17 protein-coding genes are annotated in these 21048 nt (G+C 31.8%); 9 read left to right on the plus strand and 8 right to left on the minus strand.

Annotated features, from left to right (window positions below; translation table 11 throughout):
• Positions 1-5 precede the first annotated feature (5 nt).
• From MHH96_RS24045 to MHH96_RS24060, 4 genes are read left to right on the plus strand one after another with little or no spacing between them, the layout of a single operon-like run.
• Positions 6-4400 (plus strand): hypothetical protein, encoded by a 4395-nt coding sequence (locus MHH96_RS24045; RefSeq protein ID WP_144545511.1) that lies wholly within the window; start codon positions 6-8, stop codon positions 4398-4400.
• A gap of 6 nt (positions 4401-4406) precedes the next feature.
• Positions 4407-6479, plus strand: coding sequence for a peptidoglycan DD-metalloendopeptidase family protein (locus MHH96_RS24050; protein ID WP_321198294.1), 2073 nt, complete (start codon positions 4407-4409; stop codon positions 6477-6479).
• Between the two features lie 17 nt (positions 6480-6496).
• The gene (locus MHH96_RS24055) at positions 6497-7042 is read left to right on the plus strand and encodes a hypothetical protein (protein ID WP_047944561.1); all 546 of its coding nucleotides are present in this window, start codon (positions 6497-6499) and stop codon (positions 7040-7042) included.
• Positions 7039-7686, plus strand: coding sequence for a hypothetical protein (locus tag MHH96_RS24060; RefSeq protein ID WP_047944560.1), 648 nt, complete (start codon positions 7039-7041; stop codon positions 7684-7686). The genes MHH96_RS24055 and MHH96_RS24060 overlap by 4 nt, the downstream gene beginning before the upstream one ends.
• Here MHH96_RS24060 and MHH96_RS24065 read toward each other — a convergent pair whose 3' ends face one another.
• Complete coding sequence (locus MHH96_RS24065; protein ID WP_047944559.1) at positions 7687-8433, minus strand: hypothetical protein; 747 nt, start codon at positions 8431-8433, stop codon at positions 7687-7689.
• Complete coding sequence (locus MHH96_RS24070; protein ID WP_047944558.1) at positions 8426-9607, minus strand: hypothetical protein; 1182 nt, start codon at positions 9605-9607, stop codon at positions 8426-8428. Before MHH96_RS24070 ends, MHH96_RS24065 begins: the two co-directional genes overlap by 8 nt.
• Before the next feature lie 324 nt (positions 9608-9931).
• Here MHH96_RS24070 and MHH96_RS24075 point away from each other — a divergent pair, with 324 nt between their 5' ends.
• The 4 genes from MHH96_RS24075 to MHH96_RS24090 all read left to right on the plus strand — a co-directional run bounded on the left by MHH96_RS24075 (position 9932) and on the right by MHH96_RS24090 (position 12913).
• Positions 9932-10792 carry an ATP-dependent DNA ligase gene (locus MHH96_RS24075; RefSeq protein WP_053215800.1) on the plus strand — a complete coding sequence of 287 codons (861 nt, stop codon included), beginning with the start codon at positions 9932-9934 and terminating at the stop codon, positions 10790-10792.
• A gap of 134 nt (positions 10793-10926) precedes the next feature.
• Entirely contained in the window at positions 10927-11079 is a 153-nt protein-coding gene (locus tag MHH96_RS24080; protein ID WP_162837595.1) for a hypothetical protein, read from the plus strand.
• A 339-nt stretch (positions 11080-11418) separates the two neighbouring features.
• Positions 11419-11640 carry a hypothetical protein gene (locus MHH96_RS24085; RefSeq protein WP_016204233.1) on the plus strand — a complete coding sequence of 74 codons (222 nt, stop codon included), beginning with the start codon at positions 11419-11421 and terminating at the stop codon, positions 11638-11640.
• A 10-nt stretch (positions 11641-11650) separates the two neighbouring features.
• Positions 11651-12913 (plus strand): Y-family DNA polymerase, encoded by a 1263-nt coding sequence (locus MHH96_RS24090; protein ID WP_144545509.1) that lies wholly within the window; start codon positions 11651-11653, stop codon positions 12911-12913.
• Between the two features lie 20 nt (positions 12914-12933).
• Here MHH96_RS24090 and MHH96_RS24095 read toward each other — a convergent pair whose 3' ends face one another.
• Complete coding sequence (locus MHH96_RS24095) at positions 12934-13581, minus strand: hypothetical protein (protein WP_341118195.1); 648 nt, start codon at positions 13579-13581, stop codon at positions 12934-12936.
• A gap of 211 nt (positions 13582-13792) precedes the next feature.
• Between MHH96_RS24095 and MHH96_RS24100 the strand changes: the two genes are divergently transcribed.
• Positions 13793-14284, plus strand: a complete 492-nt coding sequence (locus MHH96_RS24100) for a hypothetical protein (RefSeq protein ID WP_171510449.1) — start codon at positions 13793-13795, stop codon at positions 14282-14284.
• Positions 14285-14429: 145 nt separating this feature from the next.
• On the opposite strand, the gene xerS is transcribed toward MHH96_RS24100, so the two are convergent.
• The 5 genes from xerS to MHH96_RS24125 all read right to left on the minus strand — a co-directional run bounded on the left by xerS (position 14430) and on the right by MHH96_RS24125 (position 20982).
• Positions 14430-15536 carry a tyrosine recombinase XerS gene (xerS, locus tag MHH96_RS24105; protein ID WP_341118197.1) on the minus strand — a complete coding sequence of 369 codons (1107 nt, stop codon included), beginning with the start codon at positions 15534-15536 and terminating at the stop codon, positions 14430-14432.
• 59 nt (positions 15537-15595) lie between these two features.
• Complete coding sequence (locus MHH96_RS24110) at positions 15596-16282, minus strand: hypothetical protein (protein WP_341118199.1); 687 nt, start codon at positions 16280-16282, stop codon at positions 15596-15598.
• Between the two features lie 20 nt (positions 16283-16302).
• Positions 16303-17127 carry a hypothetical protein gene (locus MHH96_RS24115; RefSeq protein ID WP_341118201.1) on the minus strand — a complete coding sequence of 275 codons (825 nt, stop codon included), beginning with the start codon at positions 17125-17127 and terminating at the stop codon, positions 16303-16305.
• A 16-nt stretch (positions 17128-17143) separates the two neighbouring features.
• A complete protein-coding gene (locus MHH96_RS24120; RefSeq protein WP_341118202.1) occupies positions 17144-18031 on the minus strand; it encodes a DUF3800 domain-containing protein in 888 nt (295 codons plus the stop codon).
• A 422-nt stretch (positions 18032-18453) separates the two neighbouring features.
• Entirely contained in the window at positions 18454-20982 is a 2529-nt protein-coding gene (locus MHH96_RS24125; RefSeq protein WP_341118203.1) for a hypothetical protein, read from the minus strand.
• Between the last annotated feature and the right edge of the window lie 66 nt (positions 20983-21048).

A 21048-nucleotide genomic window follows, 5' to 3' on the forward strand; every position in this document is an offset into this window, starting at 1 on the left:
TTACTTTGAATAAAATCCAGGAACTTATATCCTCACTTTTTTCTGCTATGGGTGATTGGATAGCAACTCCTTTTAAAAGTCTCCCAACTTTAAAGAATTTGATTTTTGGTGGGGATGAAAATTTAGCTTTCTTAACTTTTACAGAAAAGGAAATTACTAAGGTTTATACTCCAGGAATGAATATTTTCACAGCCTTAGCAGTTACCGTTTTATTAATTAGTATTATTATGGCAGCAATGAAAATTTCATCGACCAGTATCAATCCATCTAATAGAACCTATGTAATTGAGTATTTTAAAGAATTATTATTAGTTGCAGTACTATTCGCAAATTTGTACTCAATTTATGCCATTTTATTTCTTACTAACCAGGCAATTGTCGGATTATTTGGATCTGATGTGGACTTGTTAAATTTAAAAAATGCTATAGAGATGTCTATATATCCAGGTGGAGTGTTAGGGGTTTTAGGAATTACGATAGTAAAAGTCGGTCTATGTATATGGGCGTATTTCTATTATTCAATGCGGAAATTTACACTTATGTTGTTGTTAATTACCGGTCCTTTGATGCTGGTATTTTTCTTAATTCCTCAAACAAAGTCCATTACAATTGCATGGTTTAAAGAATTAGTAGGTACTATATTTGTTCAATCTATTCATGCAGCCGTATATTTCATAATGGCTGTCATGGTTGGTGCAGCAAATCCAATTGAAGCTGTTATTCTAATGATGATCTTTATTCCAGTAACTGAATCTTTAAGAGCTTTAATCGGTCTTGGAGGAAAAATGAATGATGGCTTTTCGAAAGCAGCTGCTATGATGGGTGGATCTGCTTTAGTAGGTATGTATGGAGCAGCTAAAGGGGCATTAGAAGGTACATCAGTTACAGATGCTATTAAAAGGGGATATCTTAATGCTAAAAACAGAGGTAAAGGTAAAGGAAAAGACTCTGACAATGTATCATCAGAAGATAATGATACAGTAGGTGACATCAAAAAAACTCTTGCAGGAAATACAGGAACAGATACTGGGACTACTGCTAATGCTGAAAAAATGTTAAAACCAGGAAACATTTTGTCTAGAAGTGGTAAAGCTGTATTTGGGGCTACTGGCGCCCTTGCTGGTTCTGCTCTTGGACCAATGGGTGTGTTAACTGGTTCAACAATTGGTTTTCATGCGGGCGGTGTAGCTGGTGGACTTGCAGGAAGAGTTGGTGGAGCAAGTGCTCAATTATTAGCAAACAGAGGTTCAGCTCTTTTAAAAAATGGACTTAAAGGTTTTAAAGATATTAATAATGCTGATAAAGCAGCGGATGAACAACTAGCTAATACTATTGCTGATGAAAAAGCTACAGCATGGGCAAATGAAAATGAAGATGGGTTCAGAAAAGACTTTAAAGAGCGTTTCCCGGATGCCCATGAAGAAGCTGTGAATAAAGCTTGGGATAATGAAAAAGCTTCAAAAAAAGCAGGATTTTTAAATGAAGCAAGAGGAATGGTTGCGGGTATGAAAAGCAAAGAAGGGAAAAATGCTAATGCTTCTTCTTTAGTTAAAAACGCAACTAGTAATCTAACAAATAAATGGGCAGAGAAAAATAAAGAACCATTTATGAAGGAATATGATCAGAAAAATCCTCTTCCCGTAAATGCAAGTAAAGAGGAGATATCACGCCATCAAAACGCTCGTGAAAATGCATGGCAATCTCAATTAAAGGAAAAAGAAAGCTCGATACAAAATTTAGCGAGTGATGTTGCTAATGATATCGGAAATGGTGCTTCCCTAAATCATAGTTATATAAATAAAGAGGACTTTGAAAAAAGAATGGCCGAAAGAATGGCTGGTGGTATATCCCAAAAGGCTATTGCTAAAACAAGTACAAACCTTGCCAAAGATTGGGCTAAAGATAACAAAGATAACTTTATGAAAAATTATGATGAGAAAAATCCTTTACCTTTAAATGCGACTGCAGAACAAAAATCTGCACACTCAAATGCTAAAGCAGAAGCATGGAAAAATGAAATTGATAATAAACAGAAAAGTATAGCTAATGTTCTTGGCAATGGTAATTTGAAATTAAGAAATGGCCAAGAAAAAAATCAGCTATTTACTAATCAATTGGCAAAAGATATCGGTTCTATTATAGGTGTAAACGAAAACTCAGAAAAAATGGATCAAATAAGTGATCAACTTCATAATGTGTATTCACCTAATCCGATTTCTACCGCTACTCAATCATTAACATCCAGTTGGGCTAAAGATAATAAAGCTAGCTTTATGAAAAATTATGATAAATCTAATCCACTTCCAGATAATGCAACATCTGAAGTAAAAGCAAACCATGCTCAACAAAAACAGAATGCTTGGGATAACCAGGTACAACAAAAGCAACAAAAACTTGGAAATATTTTAACTAGCCAAAGTAACGCAATAATGAGTGGTAAAAATGTTCCACTAGAAAATGTTACAAAGTCAATTGCACAAGAACTAGGAATTAGTACTTCTGATAGTAGTAAAATGAATGCTATTTCATCACAAGTACAAACTGGATTGTCGTCAGTACAAGGTGCTAGTTCAAAAGTAAGCAATACTACTGAAGTATTAGCATCTAGTTGGGCAAAGAACAACAAACAAAATTTCATGAAAAATTATGATAAGTCTAATCCACTTCCTGCCAATGCAACTTCTGAAATGATAACGAGTCATAATCAACAAAAAGAAAAAGCATGGAATTCTGAGGTTCAACAAAAACAACAAAGTATTAGTAATATTATCCGAGATAATAGCAATGCTGTTCTTCATGGAACTCCTTCTCAAATTAGTAAAGTAACTTCAGCTATCGCAAAAGAAATGGGAATTAGTTCTAACAATACAGCTGGTATGAATGCTATTACTCAACAACTTCAAACAGGTATTTCATCACCATCGTTAGTTGATAAAGGGTTAAAATCAATTAGTTCTATTAATAATGTAAAAGATTCAATTGCATCTGTTAAAGGGACTTCCATGTACTCTGGTAAGGAAGTGAATGTTCCTTATGTTAATAATCAAATAGCAAGTATGAAAATAAATGAAGCTAGAGAGACCTTTGCGAATAATAGTAATCTACCACGCGCACAAGCGTATCAAAACTTTGATTCAAGTGGCAAAGCCCAAGAGATTACTTCGTCTGTTCAAAAGTCGATGCCTTCTAACATTCCATTAGGACAAAGAATTATTCAGAATTCAGCTGGACGTATTACAGCTGGACTAGGAAATGGATTAGTACAAGGTATTGTTGGTGCCTCTGGTCTTAAAGAGGTAAGTCAATTTGTTGGAGATACCAAAATTGGTCATGCAACAAAAACACTTGGTATGACTGCTGCTACTTCATTTATTAAAAATAAACCTAACCTAAATAGTCTAGCACAAAATCCTACGCAATTAGTTTCTGCGGCAAAAGAAAGTATTATAGATGGCGGAAAAGCCTTTGCAAATGATTATAAGTCTTATACTCCAAGTAATTTGGTAGAGAAGCAAACGAAATTCCGAAACGCTGTTGCTTATGCAGGTGGTATGGTTGCAGGAGTTGGGGGTTATCAAGTGATGGCTAAATATGCCGCTCCAAGTATGAGCAACTCAAAGGCTTTTGGTCTAAAAGGTTTTAATCCATATAATAATGCAGTTAATAAACAAATAAAAGAAATTTCTGATGTTGCACATATGGCTCAAACAGTTACTTTAGATAATGGTCAAACTGAAATTGCACAAGGGGCTATTCAAATGGTAACTGATAATAAAAATACAGTTGTCCAAGTTAGGGATAAAACTGGTCAAACTCATGTAGTTTCGCGTATGGCTTCAGGTCACTCTGGATTGAAAAATAACCAAGTGGTTTATCAAGATTTAACTGTTAGGGACGGTCAATTATTATCCGCAAGTTCTTCCTACTCTTTAGACAGTGGAGGTGGGAAAGTACCAGCACCTAAAATTAATGTAAATCCAAACCAGTTATTTACCAATAGAAACACTAGTAAGACTCCAAGAGTAGTACAAGAGGTTCAAAGCTACAATCAATTAGTCGATAGTGGACAGTATTACATGAAAGATGCTCTAAACGAAATGGAAAACATCAAAATGGTCATTGATCATAATAGAAGTTATATGACTGGTACTAGAAATGGAACGACTTATCGTATTTCTCCTTACGGTCCAGGGGATGCAAGAGTTCAAAATGATAAAACAATAACTGCTAATTGTGAAGTACGAAATAAAAAATTAATTCCTTCTTTTAGTGATAGTGACTTTACAACTTCACTTAAACCCGAAGATTTAATGGCATATGCTGTACCAAATAAACGTAATTTTGCAAGAAAGCAATTAGAAATGCATAGAAATAAGGCATTTACTAGTTCTTTAAGGTGATAAGTGATGAGTGATAACAAAAATACTCAAGAAACCTTAAATGAAAAATTAGTAAATGGAATGAAGGGATTAGGTAGATTACTATCTAAACCCTTTAGTAAAAAATTAAAACAAAAAGCTGCTGCGGTTGCAAAAAAAGCCATAAAAGTTGCAGCCAAAGTAATATTAAAAGTACTAAAACAGATTTTTGCTTGGTTAATTGGTACAGTAGGTATTCCTGGTATCTTAATAACTTTAGGAATAATAATTGTAACTGTTATCATCTCTATTGCATTATCCTTTTTTTGGACTTCAGATGATAATTTAAGTGGTGATGATGCAAAAATTCAAGCGTATATTAAGGAACAATCCGAATCTACTGTGAATATGGATAGTGATTTAGAAAGACCTTATCGTGTACCAGAAGGGTTAATATCCTCAACTATAATGTTAGATTTTTTTGAGCAAAAAGATTACAGTCTTTCCCAAACGAAAAAAATTATTAGAAACATGGCTACTAAACTCGCTCCTGAATTTGAGTATGGTCAATATGATGAATGGAAAGAAAAGCAAGTGACTGTTTGTGAGGAAGGTAAAGAATGTAATGTTGGGAAAGTTCAACATACAAAAAACATGGTAACCAAATTAAATTCTGTAGAATATTGGAATGGTTCAACTATATTCACCTATAAACCCAAAGTCACAGCGTGGAAATCAAATACAGTCATTACCCACAAAACCATAAAAGAAAATAAAAAAGTTGACTATTGGAAAGCGTTAGAAGTCCCTATGTATCTTGTAGATAGGTCAGATCCTTATTTTCCATTTTATAATTCAAACAGCAAAACGTGGAAATCACTACTAGCAGAAGAAAGCAGACAGAAAAAAAATAAGATTAACACTTCAGGTTATGTTAAAGTGTACCTTTTAAAAACTAAGACAGTTAAAGTTGAAAGAATTGTAGAAGTAAAAACTACAACTAAAACTAGACAGCAATATTTTGAATCTAGTAAACAAGTAAAACAAGATTATGCGAATTTTGATGCAATATTAAACTCAATGGGACTGGGCTTGGACGATAAGATGCTTATAGAAGCAAATTATAGCTTCCTTGAAGGAGATATAAATTATATAGATTGGTTGAAAGGGAATGGTGGCGTATATGGGTTTGATGATATCAGTTATGATGGTGACATAATTCCTGGAGCTGGGGTACCTCCGCAATACATGCCTATATACCTTGCTGCAGAAAAAAAGTATGGGGTACATTGGTATACACTAGCCGCTATTCATAGTAAGGAGACAGCCTTCAGTACAATAAAACCAATGCTTTCTTATGCAGGAGCTGTTGGTCACATGCAATTTCTTCCTGCAACTTGGGCAGGATGGAAATACAATATTGGAGGGGGAAGAGTTTCCAATACTACAAATTATACAGATTTGAATGTTATTAAAGCAGGTGGAGGATACGGAGTAGATGGTAATAATGATGGAAAGGCAGATCCTTTTACTTTAGAAGATGCTATTTTCACCGCAGCAAATTATCTTTCAAAGAACGGCTACTCTACAGATAAGAGAAAATCAATTTATCAATATAACCATGCAGATTGGTATGTTAACGATGTACTAGCTAGGGCAGAAAAATTCAAAACAAGCGCTAGTTATAGCGGTGGATCTGATTCGCCAGAACTAAATCCAGGAAGTTTTATTAGACCTACCACAGGAAAAGTTACTTCTGGATTTGGGGCAAGATGGGGTACTACTCACTATGGTATAGATATTGGATTAGGTGGTAGATCAAACGTGAAAATATATGCTGCTGCAGATGGTGTCGTTCATAGATCCTATCTAAGTAGTTCATATGGGAATGTTGTTTACATTCAACATACAATAGGTGGTAAGAAATATGAAACTGTATATGCACATATGCAAAATAGAGCTGTTTCTGCCGGTACAAAAGTAAAACAAGGGCAGTTTTTAGGATATATGGGTAGTACTGGGAACGTCACCGGACCTCATTTGCATTTTGAAATCCATTCACCAGCATGGACTGCAAATAAAGCAAATGCTAAAAATCCCGCTTTATACATCAAATTTTAAGTTATAGGGGTGAGTATATGAAAGTTACTAGTAAACTACGTTTTTCTTTTCTAATTTTGTCGTTAGTAATAATTTTAAGTGGATGCTCTTCAAGTTCTAAAGCTAATATAAAAGTGACAGAAGATAATATAGACTACCTCATTGAATACGATGAATCGTTACAAACATTTATAACAGAAATGACTAGTATTTTAACAAATTTTAATAATTCTTTAGATGGTCTATACACCCACGAGGTAAGTAATAGTCAATTTGCAACAATAATGAAAGAAACAATAAAAAAATCAAATGAACTTGTTTCCAACGTGGAGGCACTAGATGTTAATCCAGAACTTTTTGAGGCACACCAAAATCTTATTGTTTTAGTCAATCGTTCGCATCAATTATTACTTACAGCAATTGAAAGTGCCAATAATAGTAGTACAGATGAATCTAATACCATGGATAAGGACACATTAAGACAAGAATATATAGAAATTAAAAAGGAACAAGCAAATACTGCTAACCAATGGAAAATACTAAGAGAAGAGCTGGCAAGTGCAGCTATGGAAGAAGAAAAATGATGAAAAAACATTATATTTGGATTATCAGTATCTCAATAATCACAATCTGTATTGCGATATATATCAATGTTTCTTCCAGTCAAAAACTTACTCCAGTTGATTTAAAAGATATGCAAAACAATGTGGCTAAGGAAGTATCATTTAATAAAGAATATCAAGAAAAGACAATGGAGTGGGCAGAAAAAAATGCAAAAGGTGACATGGAGTTAGACTTAGGTTTTTATGAACCAAATGAACATAGTGACGTTTCTCCTCAGAGAAACGTCATCAACTACTTTATGACTGGATTATTACAAGATAATATTGATTATTTTACTTCTGCATTTGATATTGAAGTTCTTTCGCAGGATTTATTCCAATCAAAAGAAGAGGACAAAGAATTAGTGGTAAAGGAAATAATAAACAGAATTTCAAGAAACGGCAGTATTGAGGGATTAAAAATCAAAGAAGCGAAAGAAGGGATTGGTCCTAATTCTAATAGAGTATTATTAGAATTAAAATACTCAGACGGTCTTTCTAAAAGGATAGAAATTCGTATTTCTCCCTCCGAGTACGCTCACTCAGAGGAGCATCACCATTCCACATATTCTATTGTAACTTCCGCTTGGGAAATAGTTAAACAAATAGAAGGTACGGTAAAGTAATTATTCCGTACCTTTTGACATTGTTAGATAGGCTTTATCAATTTCTTCTTTTGCTTTTAACCATGTATCGAAAGTTTTTATATACTTATATGAAGAAGGTAAATTATTTTCCCTTGCAAATTCATCCCACTTTGTTTTAGTAGAATTGAGAAATTTGTAAAAATACTCTGGTTTTAATGTAAGTTTTATTAGTTCTTCTTTTGATAAATTAAAAACTTTTTTCTTTCCTACTATATCCAATATTTCATCGTACGTATAATGATTTCTAATTGTTTTATAAGTTGGTAATTTATTCTCAGAAGCATATATATCCCATTGAGAACGTGAAATAAAAAATTCATTATGTTCTTCAAGAACTTCTTTTATTTTTTGCTTTGTATACTTCGGAGTTCTTTCATTCTCTACTCCAATGGCATTTTTAAACGATGACCAATCTTTAAATACTGTTAAAATCTGACCAGGAGAGGGAAGATCTAGTGTTTGATTAGCAGAGTAATCTTTCCACATTCTTATTGTTTTAGCGTGCTCTTTATGTTCCTTTCCGATTTGAATAAGGCTATTTCGATCATATTTTCCCTTTATCTCTGTTCCTAAAGCGCTTCTAATTTCGTTCCAATCATTAAAGAACTTTCTTAATGAGTAATAGGATGGTAGGTTGTGCTTTGAAGCATATTCTTCCCACTTGCCTACCGTTGTTAAATGTTCTTTATGAGGAATTAACAATTCTATTAAAGTTTCTTTATTCATTATTCACTCCTAGTATTTTGGGAGAATCATTTATCATTTTAACTATATCTTCATTTGTTGCATTTAATTCTTTAAGGTCATTAGTAACTTCTTGAAATTTTTCGCTTGATATGTCTCTATATAAAAAATTTAAAAGATGTTGTTTTTGAGAAAAATATTTTTCTACCTTATCTTCTAAATAAATTCGATAATCATTTCTTTTGCCGAAAGAGCTAATGTAATGTTTAATGTCTTTTATATCAATATCCGGCATATAAAAAGACTTGATATCCCAAAAGTCTATATCTACTAAAAATTCATATTTAATTAATTCACTATTTACATTATACTCGGGATTTTTCTTTAAAGAAATGACCATTTTTTCTGGTCTATATTTCATGATATTAGAATCATCTTTTTTTTCTAACACAACATTTTTCACAGTAAATGGTACTGCTTTAATAGGAGTAGAATAGTCCCTCCTATATTCGATATCCATCTTTCTATTATATTTCAATAAAGGGTCAGGCATTAAGATATAGAGTGATCCATCATAGGTTTCTCCTAGCATGAAAACTGTATCACCAAAAATAGGCAATCTATTTAAATGACTAATTGTATCCTCTATATAATAAGTAGTGCAGTATTTTTTTAATAAATCAGAAGGAGAAAGACGAGACTCTTCATACTTTAATTGCTCTTCCTTATATCTATCAGAATGTTCTCCAAAAGTCTCTTGATGCCAGTTTTCATATGACTCCTCTGCCTTTTCCTTTTTAGTACGAAATCCAAAACAATAAGCAATATAATATCCTAACATCCATACTATTAAAAGGGGAATCATTATAGTAAGTACCACATATGCTAATAAATTTTGTCCTAACTTAGAAGAGCCAATAATCATTAAAAATAAACTTAGAATTAAAGCTACAGCTAAGAAAAACATTATTACTATTGCTGCTCTTGATAAGAATAACATTATTGCGTACAACGTCGTTCCTGGTTCGCCCTCATATATCAAACCCAAATTATCAAAGAAATCAATAATTTTTAGCGATTCTAAAATTGGATAAGTAATATCCCATCTGTAAACTGCCAAAACAAAAATAATAAGTCCTAATAATCCAGCTAAACCTGTCTGTTTCCCCCTTCGGTATTGAACAAAACCGTTAAGGAATGTAAGTATCGTATTCATAACTGCCCTCTCCCTTTTCATGAACAAAACAATGACTACACCGATTATAACTGAATTATAAATTATTACCAATGTTTAGTCAATGTTCTTCGCCACGATAAAACTGTAATCAAAAACCAATACAATCATACATACTTCAAATGCATAAAATAGACGGGATGGATATATATTAGTCTTAAAGCATGAATCACCACACTTAAGTCCTTCTAATAAACTGAAGGGCTTTTCCTTGGTTATGTCACCACATTATTCCTCTTTTAACAATAACGTTTTATTTATCGACCAATCTGTCTCTGTTATGATATTAGAAGAGGTGAAAAATCTGTGTTAAACACTCCTTTAAAACCAATGTTATTACAACCATCTGAGGTTATATCAACTGATTCAAATTATATACATCAGTTGAAATTTGACGGACATAGAGCTTTATTCCATTACGATCATGGGAAAATCACTATCTACACCAGACATGGAAATGATGTTACATTAAAGTACATTGAATTACTTAATTTAAACTTGCCTGTCCAAACATGTATATTGGACGGAGAAATGATTGTTCTTGATAAGAATGGTGAAATACCCAAACCAAATTTCGAATGCCTAATGGCACGATTTCAAGCGTCTCAAAGAGATAAAATTGTTTCTCTAGCGAAAGTTATCCCCGTACACTTCGTTGCATTTGATATTCTTTTCCTTAATGGAGTATCTACAATACATGATCCCCTAGAAAAGAGATTAGATATCTTAAGTTCGATTATTGATAATGACCATCTAATTTCAGCAGCTACCTCATTTAACGATGGACTAACCTTATTTAATAAAGTGAAGGAGCTAGGATTAGAAGGGATAGTAAGTAAAAAACTCTCATCTAAATATATATTAGATAGTCGAACCTTCGCTTTCCAAAAAATCAAAAATTACAAATTCTTAATAGGAAATATTTATGGATATAAAAAATACTCTTTTGGATGGTTGATAAAAGAAGGGAACCAATCAAGAGGAATTGTGGAATTTGTCCCCAAAAAGGAAAGGGAAGCCTTTTATAAAATTTCAAAACAATTAATTATCGGAGAAGATAAGAACTTTGTTTATTTAGACCCTCTTCTAAAGGGCGAAATTAAATATCAATGTTTAACTTCTAAAGGTTTTATGAGAAGTGCTAGCTTTCAAAAATTTATCATTTAACACCCTTTACACAATGTAAGGGGTTTTTGTTTGTCCTAATGAAAAAATGGTGTGATATAATGGTGATACAACTACATAGGTGCGGGTGGTATGCACTCTTTTCCTGTCTAAGAGGGAAAGGAGGTGACATACAAATGGATTTCGTATTGGACTTACTCAAAGATGTAGCAAAAATCTTTTTTACTACTCTTGCTGCAGGCTATGCAAATCGCTTTGCAAGCAAAAAGAAGAACAAACGAAAACCCGCCCCGCGCCGTAGGAAGCAAAAGGGTGGGTCTTCTAAATAACTATTTAGCATACCACTCGTAAGTAGTTGTCCAAGGAGTTGTAGCTCCTTGGTTTTTTTAGTTTAATTCTTATATATTATAATATACCCTTACTACAAAAATTTCAATCCGTTAGGATCTAAAATCACAGATAGATAATCCTCTAACATTCTCTATTCATCTTCAATTAAATTCTCCAATAACAGGTATTTTTATTTCACCTTCTTCTTCCATTTTCTCATTTCATCATATCAATTATTTGAAATTCGATAGTATAAATCACACATTCCAGTAAGAAAATAACATTGTAATCGAACATAAGTTCTTATATAATTTTTATATTAATTGGAGGAGATAGTAATGACTTATTCTTTTCTTGAAGAAGAAACAATTTATAATGCAATGGAAACTAATTCTTCGGTTTCTTTTTATGTTTTTGACCACCTAGCATTAGGCGAGACAATCATAACAGGGAAAACCATATTCATTGATTACAACAACAAGCATTTTCGATTAGTTAAAGATACAACAGAAGAAATTTTATATTTACCTTTTTCAATGATAAGTAAAATAACAAAATAGGTGATTGTTTATGTTCGACTACTCTCAGTTTCCTCATAAAAACATACTAGCCGTTGATATGAAGTCATTTTATGCATCAGTATCAGCTGTATTATTAGGTCTCGACCCTCTTACTTGTCACTTAGCTGTAGTAGGGAATATGGAGAGGGAGGGGAGTGTAGTACTTGCTGCCTCTCCTGCTATGAAAAGAGATTTTAAGATAAAAACGGGTTCTCGGAAGTTTGAAATTCCAAAAGATCCTCGTATTGTTGTAGTGGATCCATCGATGTCCTTATTTGTCCGCGTATCTACAGAAATTATTAAGTTATTTTATAGATATGTACCTCCTAATAAAGTACATGTTTACTCCATCGATGAAAGCTTTTTAGAACTTGGCCCTTCTGATAAATGGGGCACTCCAGAAGAAATAGCTAAACAAATTCAATATGATATTTACAGTGATTTCGGACTCCCCTGTACAGTAGGAATCGGTCCAAATATGCTTATGGCAAAACTGTGTCTAGATTTAGAAGCTAAAAAGGTGGATAGTGGTATTGCAACTTGGACTTTCAATGATGTACAAATGAAATTATGGCCAATATCACCATTAAGTGAAATGTGGGGGATTGGTAAGCGAACTGAAAAAACATTAAACAGTATGGGGATATTTTCTATAGGGCAACTTGCTAGATACGATTTAAAATTACTGGAAAATAAGTTTGGAATATTGGGAAACCAATTGTTTCATCATGCTTGGGGAATAGATTTATCCGAAATTGGTTCACCAATTATGGCTGGACAAGTCAGTTACGGTAAAAGTCAAATATTACTTCGGGATTACAAGGAAAGAAGAGAGATAGAAACTGTAGTATTAGAAATGTGCGAAGAGGTATGTAAAAGAGCAAGAAAAAATCATCATGCGGTTCGCACTATAAGTTTTGGGTTAGGATATAGTCGAGATGAGTATGGTGGGGGATTTAATCGGTCAAGAACAATCGAAAATCCTACTAATGCAACCATGGATATATATAAGGTATGTTTGGATATTATGAGAGAAAATTATCGCGGACAAATTGTTAGACAAATATCTGTTAGTTTGTCCAAACTCGTAGATGATTACGAAGTGCAATTGGATCTTTTTGATACTAATAGTTGGAAAAAACGAAAAATAGGTTATGTAGTAGACGAATTAAGAAATAAATTTGGCCCCACCTCTTTACTAAGGGCAGTCTCCTATACTCCAGGAGGGACAGCTGTACACCGTTCCAAATTGGTTGGTGGGCATAGAGCCTAATCCCCCCTTAAAGGGGGATTTTATTTTATACCAAGACTCTCCAATGTCTCTCGTACATTTTCGGGGTATACTTCAATATACAATTCCTGTAATTTTTTTCTTAGTTTTCTGTAGATTAAAAATAGTACTAATGAAATAATAACTACTGGAATAGTTGTTAGAAAAGCATAGAGAGGATTAACTAAAATAAAGAATCCGTAACAATGAGAAGAAATGAGATTTATAATCCTATCGAAAGTATTTATCCGTCTTAAACTATTTTCAGTTTTGAAATACCTCTCTGCAGCTGTTAATTCACGGTTGGTTTTCCCTTTCCAAGACCATTGAGCCTTCTCGAATTCTATCCATTCCTCTTTTTCCACTTTCGTTTCCTTTGAAGAAGCAGAATTCCTAATATCGCTCTTTTTTTCTGAGTAGAAATGAGCATATGCTTTCTTAATTTCTTGTCGATAAATTTCCCCCTCGATTTCCTGCACCTTTTTATAAACACCAGTTAAGCGGGATATCAAGTATGCACCATAACTGAAAAACATTACAGCAAGGAATATAACTATCGTTTCACTAAAGTAATTTGGATATATGTATGTAATAGCATAGATAACTATAAAACTATATATAACATATGAAAGATATAAAAATAATCTTTCTTTACTAAACGGCCAACTCATTATAATTTACAATCCCCTTTCTTATCTACTATTATTATCGTCGATTTTAAAATGTTCTTGATATTTAAACGGTGTAAGCTCTTGATGCAGCTTTAACGGTAGGGTATAAATATAAGTGAACAAAATAGGAAGACCTCGAGAATTCTATGAAATTCAAAATTGAAACTAAAAAAGCATCTATCACATTACAAGAAAGGAGTTGAAAATTATAATGAGTGTGAAAGAAACTCTATCATCACTAAGAATCCAAAGTACTACTATAAGCTTTTTGGGATTATCATTTGAACTAGGATTAAAAGAGAAAAAGAAATTTGGTACAGTACATTTAAAAGAACTCTATAAAATACGCTATATATTATCCGTTTTTTATTTCTCATATCAGCAGAAATATAAACGTAGTGTAATTGAAGAGGATCAAGATTTATCCTTTCTATTAATTGACTTACACGAGTATGCTGTACACACATATAAAAAGCTTGCCCTGGAATTGTTTTCTAGTGAATTTTTTATTTTATTAGATAGTAGTGTTAGAGATAGAATAATTGGTTCTTTTGATTATGTGAATATAACCGAAAGCTTTATGAACGATCATCAGGATAATGAACTAAATGCAGAAGAAGTAAAACCTATAATTAATGAGTTATTAAATCTTTTTGAAGAAACAAGTCAATTGATTGAGGAGTTACAGAGAGAAATTGATTAACGAATTTATACATAGCTAAAAATATAAATGGAAGTAGCAGCATGTAAACTGATACTTCCATTTTTTACTTACAAAACACAAATTATGTTCATCATATTTAGCTATTCTTTGCAAAACAACAAATAATTAAGATTTATGCTTTATTCTATTTTTTTCTTCTCTGATCTAATAACTCTGCAGCAAGCTTAGCTTTTTCTCTAGATGTATTGATATAAAGCAAGGAAATGTCAGATTGTGTATGACCCAATTGGTTCATAATAAGCGGAATGTCTCCTCCTGTTTGTTCTGCTAAATTAGTAGCGTAAGTATGTCTTAATTTATGGGGGGCCATTCGTTTATCAAATGATTTGGTATACTTATAAACTATATTCTCAACAGCACGTGCAGTAAGAGGGAGTGTATCTCCCTTATATTGTTTCACAAATAGAAACTGACTTTCCTCATTTCCTGCTTTATATCTTTCATTTCTTATAGATAGATAATCTAATACATCTAACATAGAAGAAGGAGTAACTGGAATAGTATCTTTCTTACCGCCTTTTCTAATAATACTTATTTCGTTATTTTTACTATCTATATCTTTAAGGCGTAATTCTATCAGTTCATTTACTCTAATTCCGCTACCCAAAAATAATGAAATGATAGCAAAATTTCGTTCCTTGTCACGATTAAAGAACTTTAATTCTGAAGGGGAAAGAGTGTTTTCATATTCATTTTTTATATACTCTAAAAAATTGAGATCTTCATTTCCTATAAAAATTTTCTCCGAAATCTTTCGTGCTCTTTCATTAAAAGTTTCCGAAACTTTCTTGATAGGAATTTTTTTCATTACATTTCGATGAAAGTAAGGTTCACCTTGTGTTCCTGAAACTTCTGCTTCAATCGTTAAATAATTGAAAAGCGAACGAAGGGAGGACTTATGCCTATTAACCGTTTTTGAACTTATTTTATGTGATTCATTTGCTTTTTCGTACTTTTTACGACTGACATATTTAAAGTAATCTTGTGCATCTGATAGGGGAAGGGATCCTAACAAGCTAACTGGAAATGTTTTCAAACTAGACCATTTGACCCTTTCATCTGCCATTAACCAAGATAAAAACTCCTTATAATCTCTAACATAATTGAATAGGGTAAGAGGGGAGCGATTATCCATTTTGGCTTCTACATATTCATTTATAAAGTCTGGCATTTCCTTTAGAAGTTCCTCTAGTCGCCTTTCATAATATTCATGTTGTTTTGTTATAGCCATTCGGCTCACCTCCAAACAAGAACATTTGTTCGTATAATACGATCTTTACGAACAATTATTTATATCAAATTTGCTTTTTTTAGATAATAATCCATAAAATCTGGTGTTGTTAAATTTTCAGGTAACATAATATCTCCAATTCTCACCAACTCATATTCATTAGTAGATGAGGTATCCCGATATATTCTAAAAATATATTTTGCTTCAGAACTTGGTTTATTCCATATTTCTTCGTAAGAAGATAGATTAGACTCAAAAGCCATATACATTTCACGTTCTCTACCAGTTCGATCTTTCAATTTCGGAAATAATCCATAATTAACCAATAATGTATAGGGGAGCATTTCTACTTCTAGACCAACATAATACCATATTTGCCTTTTATTAGCTGCTGTTAGAATATCAGTAAACTCAGAGTATCTTATAGATCCACCAAGTATTTTCCACATTTGCCTAAATAATAGATATGGATTATCTATAACCCATTCTTTTAATTTTCTTGCATTTTGATAATCCTTCTCTTTTGGTCTAAAATTTTCATATAATTTACTGTTAAATTTAACAGTGGGACAATTTGAATTATCTGGATGTCTAAAATGTGTTGTTCTTTGATTTCTTGCAGTTGCAACAAAAGTTAATGAACTATTACATACTTTACAAATTGGTATATCGTCTCTAAATTTTATAAACCATTCATCAGCAGAAATTGACTTTCCAGAAGCTTCATGCCAGTTAGTTTTGCTCATAATAACCTCCTTATAATTAATTAAAAACTCTCCAATTCAGACAGAGGGACTATATTTACAATTCTTTCAGGACTGATTTGAATTTCTTCTTTTAAAAACACCATAGGATTATCTTTCGGATATTGATATATCATTACTTCATCAATAATTAGATATTCAATAGCAAGTTTAATAAAATATTCCTGTTTAGCTTTATTATCTGCAACACTAGTATTCAAAGTACTATTATCTATTTCTCTTAGTTTTACTTTAAATGAAACGCTACATGGATTTGACTGTTCAATCCATTCTCTGCGTAAATCGATTCCTATTTCTCTACCAAGGTGAGCAACAATTTCTGGACAATATTTTAAATCCTTAATATTAGTATCCTCTAATACGGAATAACTAAATAAGAATCCATTAATACATCGATCTTTTTTAAACCTGCTTTCTAGATAAGGTGAGGTTACTTTGTTTCCATTATAAGCGAAATAAGGTGTTCCAACTCGGTCAGTATCATATGTTATTCCATAATTACTTAAAAATAATTTAAATGAATTATGAGTCTCAGCAAGTCTCTTAAGATTATAAATGCCTTGTTCTAAATGAGTGCTATTTTCTAAAAGTGAAGCTGCGTGATGTACTATAATTTCATCGTAATTAAATACATCAATTTTGAAATAATCTTTGATTTCACTTATTTCAAATCGTTCAAAAATAGGATATCCAAAATCTCTTCTTAGTTTAATTCTATATTCATTTAACTTGATAAAATCAATTAAACTATTATGAGAAACCCCAAAAATAGTTTTGATCGATTTAAAAACCGATTCATAATTTGTGCAATTTAGCAAATGTCCCACTAGTCTCGCTCCTTATTTAGAGAAATTCTCTATAATGATTAGCCATAAATAAATCTAAATAATCTTTAAATGTTACTTCTGCTAGTTCCTTATGACTATCCCATTCAAAATATTTAATACCACTGATAAAGTTATAAAAAGAAGGTATTTTAAGCAATTCAATTACCAATTTAGTCTTCATATAGAGTCCTTTAATTTTTAATGTAGAATATTCTTCTAATGAAAGACCAGGTGGAATTGGTTTATTATTTATTATTAAACGTATTATTCCTAATAAGAGATCTACTAACTCCACCCCAATCATTTCTCCTTTACTCACCATCTGACAATCAGTAACCCAAAATTGCTCAGCTCTGTATAAAGATTGAGTATTTAAATTTTCTCTGAGTCTTTTTTCTAAATCATACTTCTCATATTTACCTTCTTTTTCTATATATATATCTGTTTTTATGTACACGTCTTTCCCGAAGTTCCTTAATAAACCGTAAAAAATCCGTTCAGGAATCTTCGTATACACCATTAAAGTGGCATAATTCAACTGTCTTTGGCGTTCTCTTTTCTCTAATTTACCACTTGCAGGATCTCCCGACAGTTTATACCTCCAATCTAATGTAGAACGATTGTAATTAATAACATTCATCCTAGTAAATCTAGCTATCTTAGAAAAAATAATAATAGCCTCTATAATATTATCTTTAAGCCCGCTATGACCTGTATATTCTGTCCAGTGTAATTTAAGTTCTCTGGATTCTAATCTTCTATTTAATTCCATCATTTCTGCTGTTTTATAAACGGAGCTGGGAATTAGGAGGCCACCCATTGTAGAGGGTTTATCAGAATCTTGACCACTTTCATCAAAAAATATATTCATTAATTCGGTTTTAAGAGGTGGGGATAGCGACAACTTTTTATTCCTCCTAGGTATATGATAATTGACAAAAACACAATAAAATTGTATAGTATAAGAACATTATAGCCCCGTATCGAGATACGGTTAATATAATATAGGATTAAGAGAGTACTCGTATCAAGATACGATGAAAATTAATCCAATTTATTATTATGGCTCTTAGAACGTTATGTAAAAGGACTAGAACTTCATTTCTAGTCCTTTTATTATACCAAACAAACATTCTACTAACAACATCTATTCGTAAAATTTGTATTATACGAATAGTTATATTATCGCCTCTATTTACTATTACCTTTTTATAAATAATCCAAAAATTTATTTAGTTATATCTTTTAATATGTAATTTATATATGTATAAAATGAAGTAAGAGTTATTTCAGATATTAAAACTCTTACTTCATTTAGTGGATAATTTATAATGGAAAAGTACTATAAATCAATCTTTCACCATCATATTCCCTAATTGCCATATTTAAATATTTATCTACATCTTCCTCCAATAAACTTTTTTCATTACTTTCAATTATAGAAATCTCAGAATCCTTCTTTAGACCAAGTGATTTATAAGATGTGCCCATCCTTAAACCATTTTCCTTAGTAAAAATCCATCTATCATGGATTGGTAACTCTCCATCTGATTTTTTCCCTACAATAGTTATGTCTACTTCTGGAGGATCCTGATCTGATATATTTAATCTCCAAAAATTCATATACTCTTCTTCATAATTACCTTTGATATTTTCTTGTCTTTGATTTTTAACACTAGTTAAAATAGCAAACTTTATATTTGGTTTAATATCTCTAAATATTTGTAGAATTTTTAAATCATCAGGACTAAAGAAAGGATCACAAATCTTTACATAGGTTTCTGCATTGTTTTCAAACCATTCTTTTAAGTAGCTTATAGCTTTTTCTCTGTCTCCTGATTTAATTAATATACTCGAATTCGAGTTAGATACAACATTATTTTGAGTTCGGTTAATTTGGTTTTTATTATTTCCTGACATAATTATAGATAAATCCGCTCCTAATAATACAGACTCAAATATTGGTCTAATATATTCCGAAGCTCTATTTTTGTTCTGTTTAAATCTATAATTTAAATTTTCTATAAGCCAACTATATATAGGATATGCTTCCATTAATGGTAAACTTGAACAAACATCAATATATTCTCGAGCATCTTCAACATGGATTGTACCTACTCTGCCAGAGTGTAGACCAGCTAATAATTTCCATGATGCCTGTATATATTGTTCACTTACATTTGTTTCTTTACTATTATCATCATTAATATCTAACATCCTTTTTTTCAATTCTAGCATTTGAATCTCTTCTTCAAGTTCATGCTTTATTCTCTGCCTTGCTGGATCTTTATCATTTATAGATACTAAACTTTGGGCAAATTCTGGGTCTATCTTGTGAGCAAAATCAATTAATCGCTTCTGCAAGGTAAATTCATTACTCTCATTGTCCTTTGATAAGGATAAATCCATTGCTTTTCTTATGAAACCTTTACTTCTCACTTGATCTATTTTTACTAGATTATTAGCTAATGCTTCATATTGTGTTATTTTGTCAGATATTGTAGGAAGTGTTTCAACCATCTCATCTATTTCATCTATTATTTCAGTAATTTTTTCTGTTTTACTTTTAGGTAGATTTGTTATTACCAATGTCAGGACATAAACTTTATCAGATTTGTTAGGAATTTTTCTCGCTTGTGATATTAAATCTAGCCATTCTTGCATTTTAACAGAAGGTTTTATTTTTAATATCTGTGCAAGACTAACAATCTTATAGCCTTCATGTTTAATATCTTCTGTACTTGGTAGTTTTTTGTTAATTAAGCCCTCTAATTTTTTTACAATATCATACTTCTGCTCAACAGTAAATCGTCTATTTTGATGTATGCTATCAGCTATATCTCTAATAATTGAAAAAATTATACTATCTAGTTTGGTTTTTTCAATTATTTCACACAAATCTACTACATCTTCATAATTCACATCAAAACCTTTACCTGGTGAAGAATCATAAGGATCAGAAGGAGGAGTTTTAGTGAATAAAAATTGAGCAGTATGATAATAAGCAAAGTCTCTCTCAACTATTGGCATTGTTTCTAATAATTCAAAAGCGGTACTTTTATGTGCAATGAATAAAGCTGGTGCAACCTTTGTAAGTACATAAACTTTATATCGGTAGTCAGAATCTGAAATCTTGTTAATACATGGCTTAATTTTTTCAAAAACTAGCCTTTTGCTATCGGCAATTTTACCATTTAAGAACAATCTTTGTGCTAATTCATTCCAAAGAATTGCCTTTTCTCCATTTGACGGTACCATTTCAATTAGAGTAGAAATATGTTCCATATCACGGTCACTATTGATTTCGTTAGTAAGTAAACCATTAAATGCTCTAATAGCGAGTCTTAAAACACCTAAATAAGACCAAGAGATATGAGGATCATAGAATGAAATATCATTACGAAATTCTTCAATCTTCCTCAATAATTCTCGTGAAAATTCTATTGAACCAGTGGAAAGTGCTTCAATAATATTAAATCCAATATTTACTTTTCTCCATCCAATATCTATGGATTCCCATGATTTTAGTATATTACTTAAAATTGAGTCTTTTAATGAGGCTAGGCTATCTATATTTTTAATTAGAAGATATGTTAAACACAAGCCCTTACATCTAGACGTGGGTTCAGCTATTTCTCTGACTTTATTGAAAACATTTAGAAATTTTTTTATATATTCTTCTTCATATTCTTTCTCCGAAAAGTATAAAGTTTCTATAATTATAAGTAATGCCTCGCTAAACAAGTCGATATCACTTATATTATTATCAAGGATATCCTCAAGGGGTTGTCCGAAAAGTGAGTAAAAGCTAATTTTTCGGACCCCTTTTTTTATCCTTTTTCTAAAAAAATGCACAAAAAAAACATCCTTTTTAGTAAAATGAAGTTACCACACAACATTAAAAGAAAGGATGATTTTTTT

It is taken from the genome of Niallia sp. FSL K6-0212 (assembly GCF_038007605.1).
In the GTDB taxonomy this organism is placed as follows: domain Bacteria; phylum Bacillota; class Bacilli; order Bacillales; family Cytobacillaceae; genus Niallia; species Niallia circulans.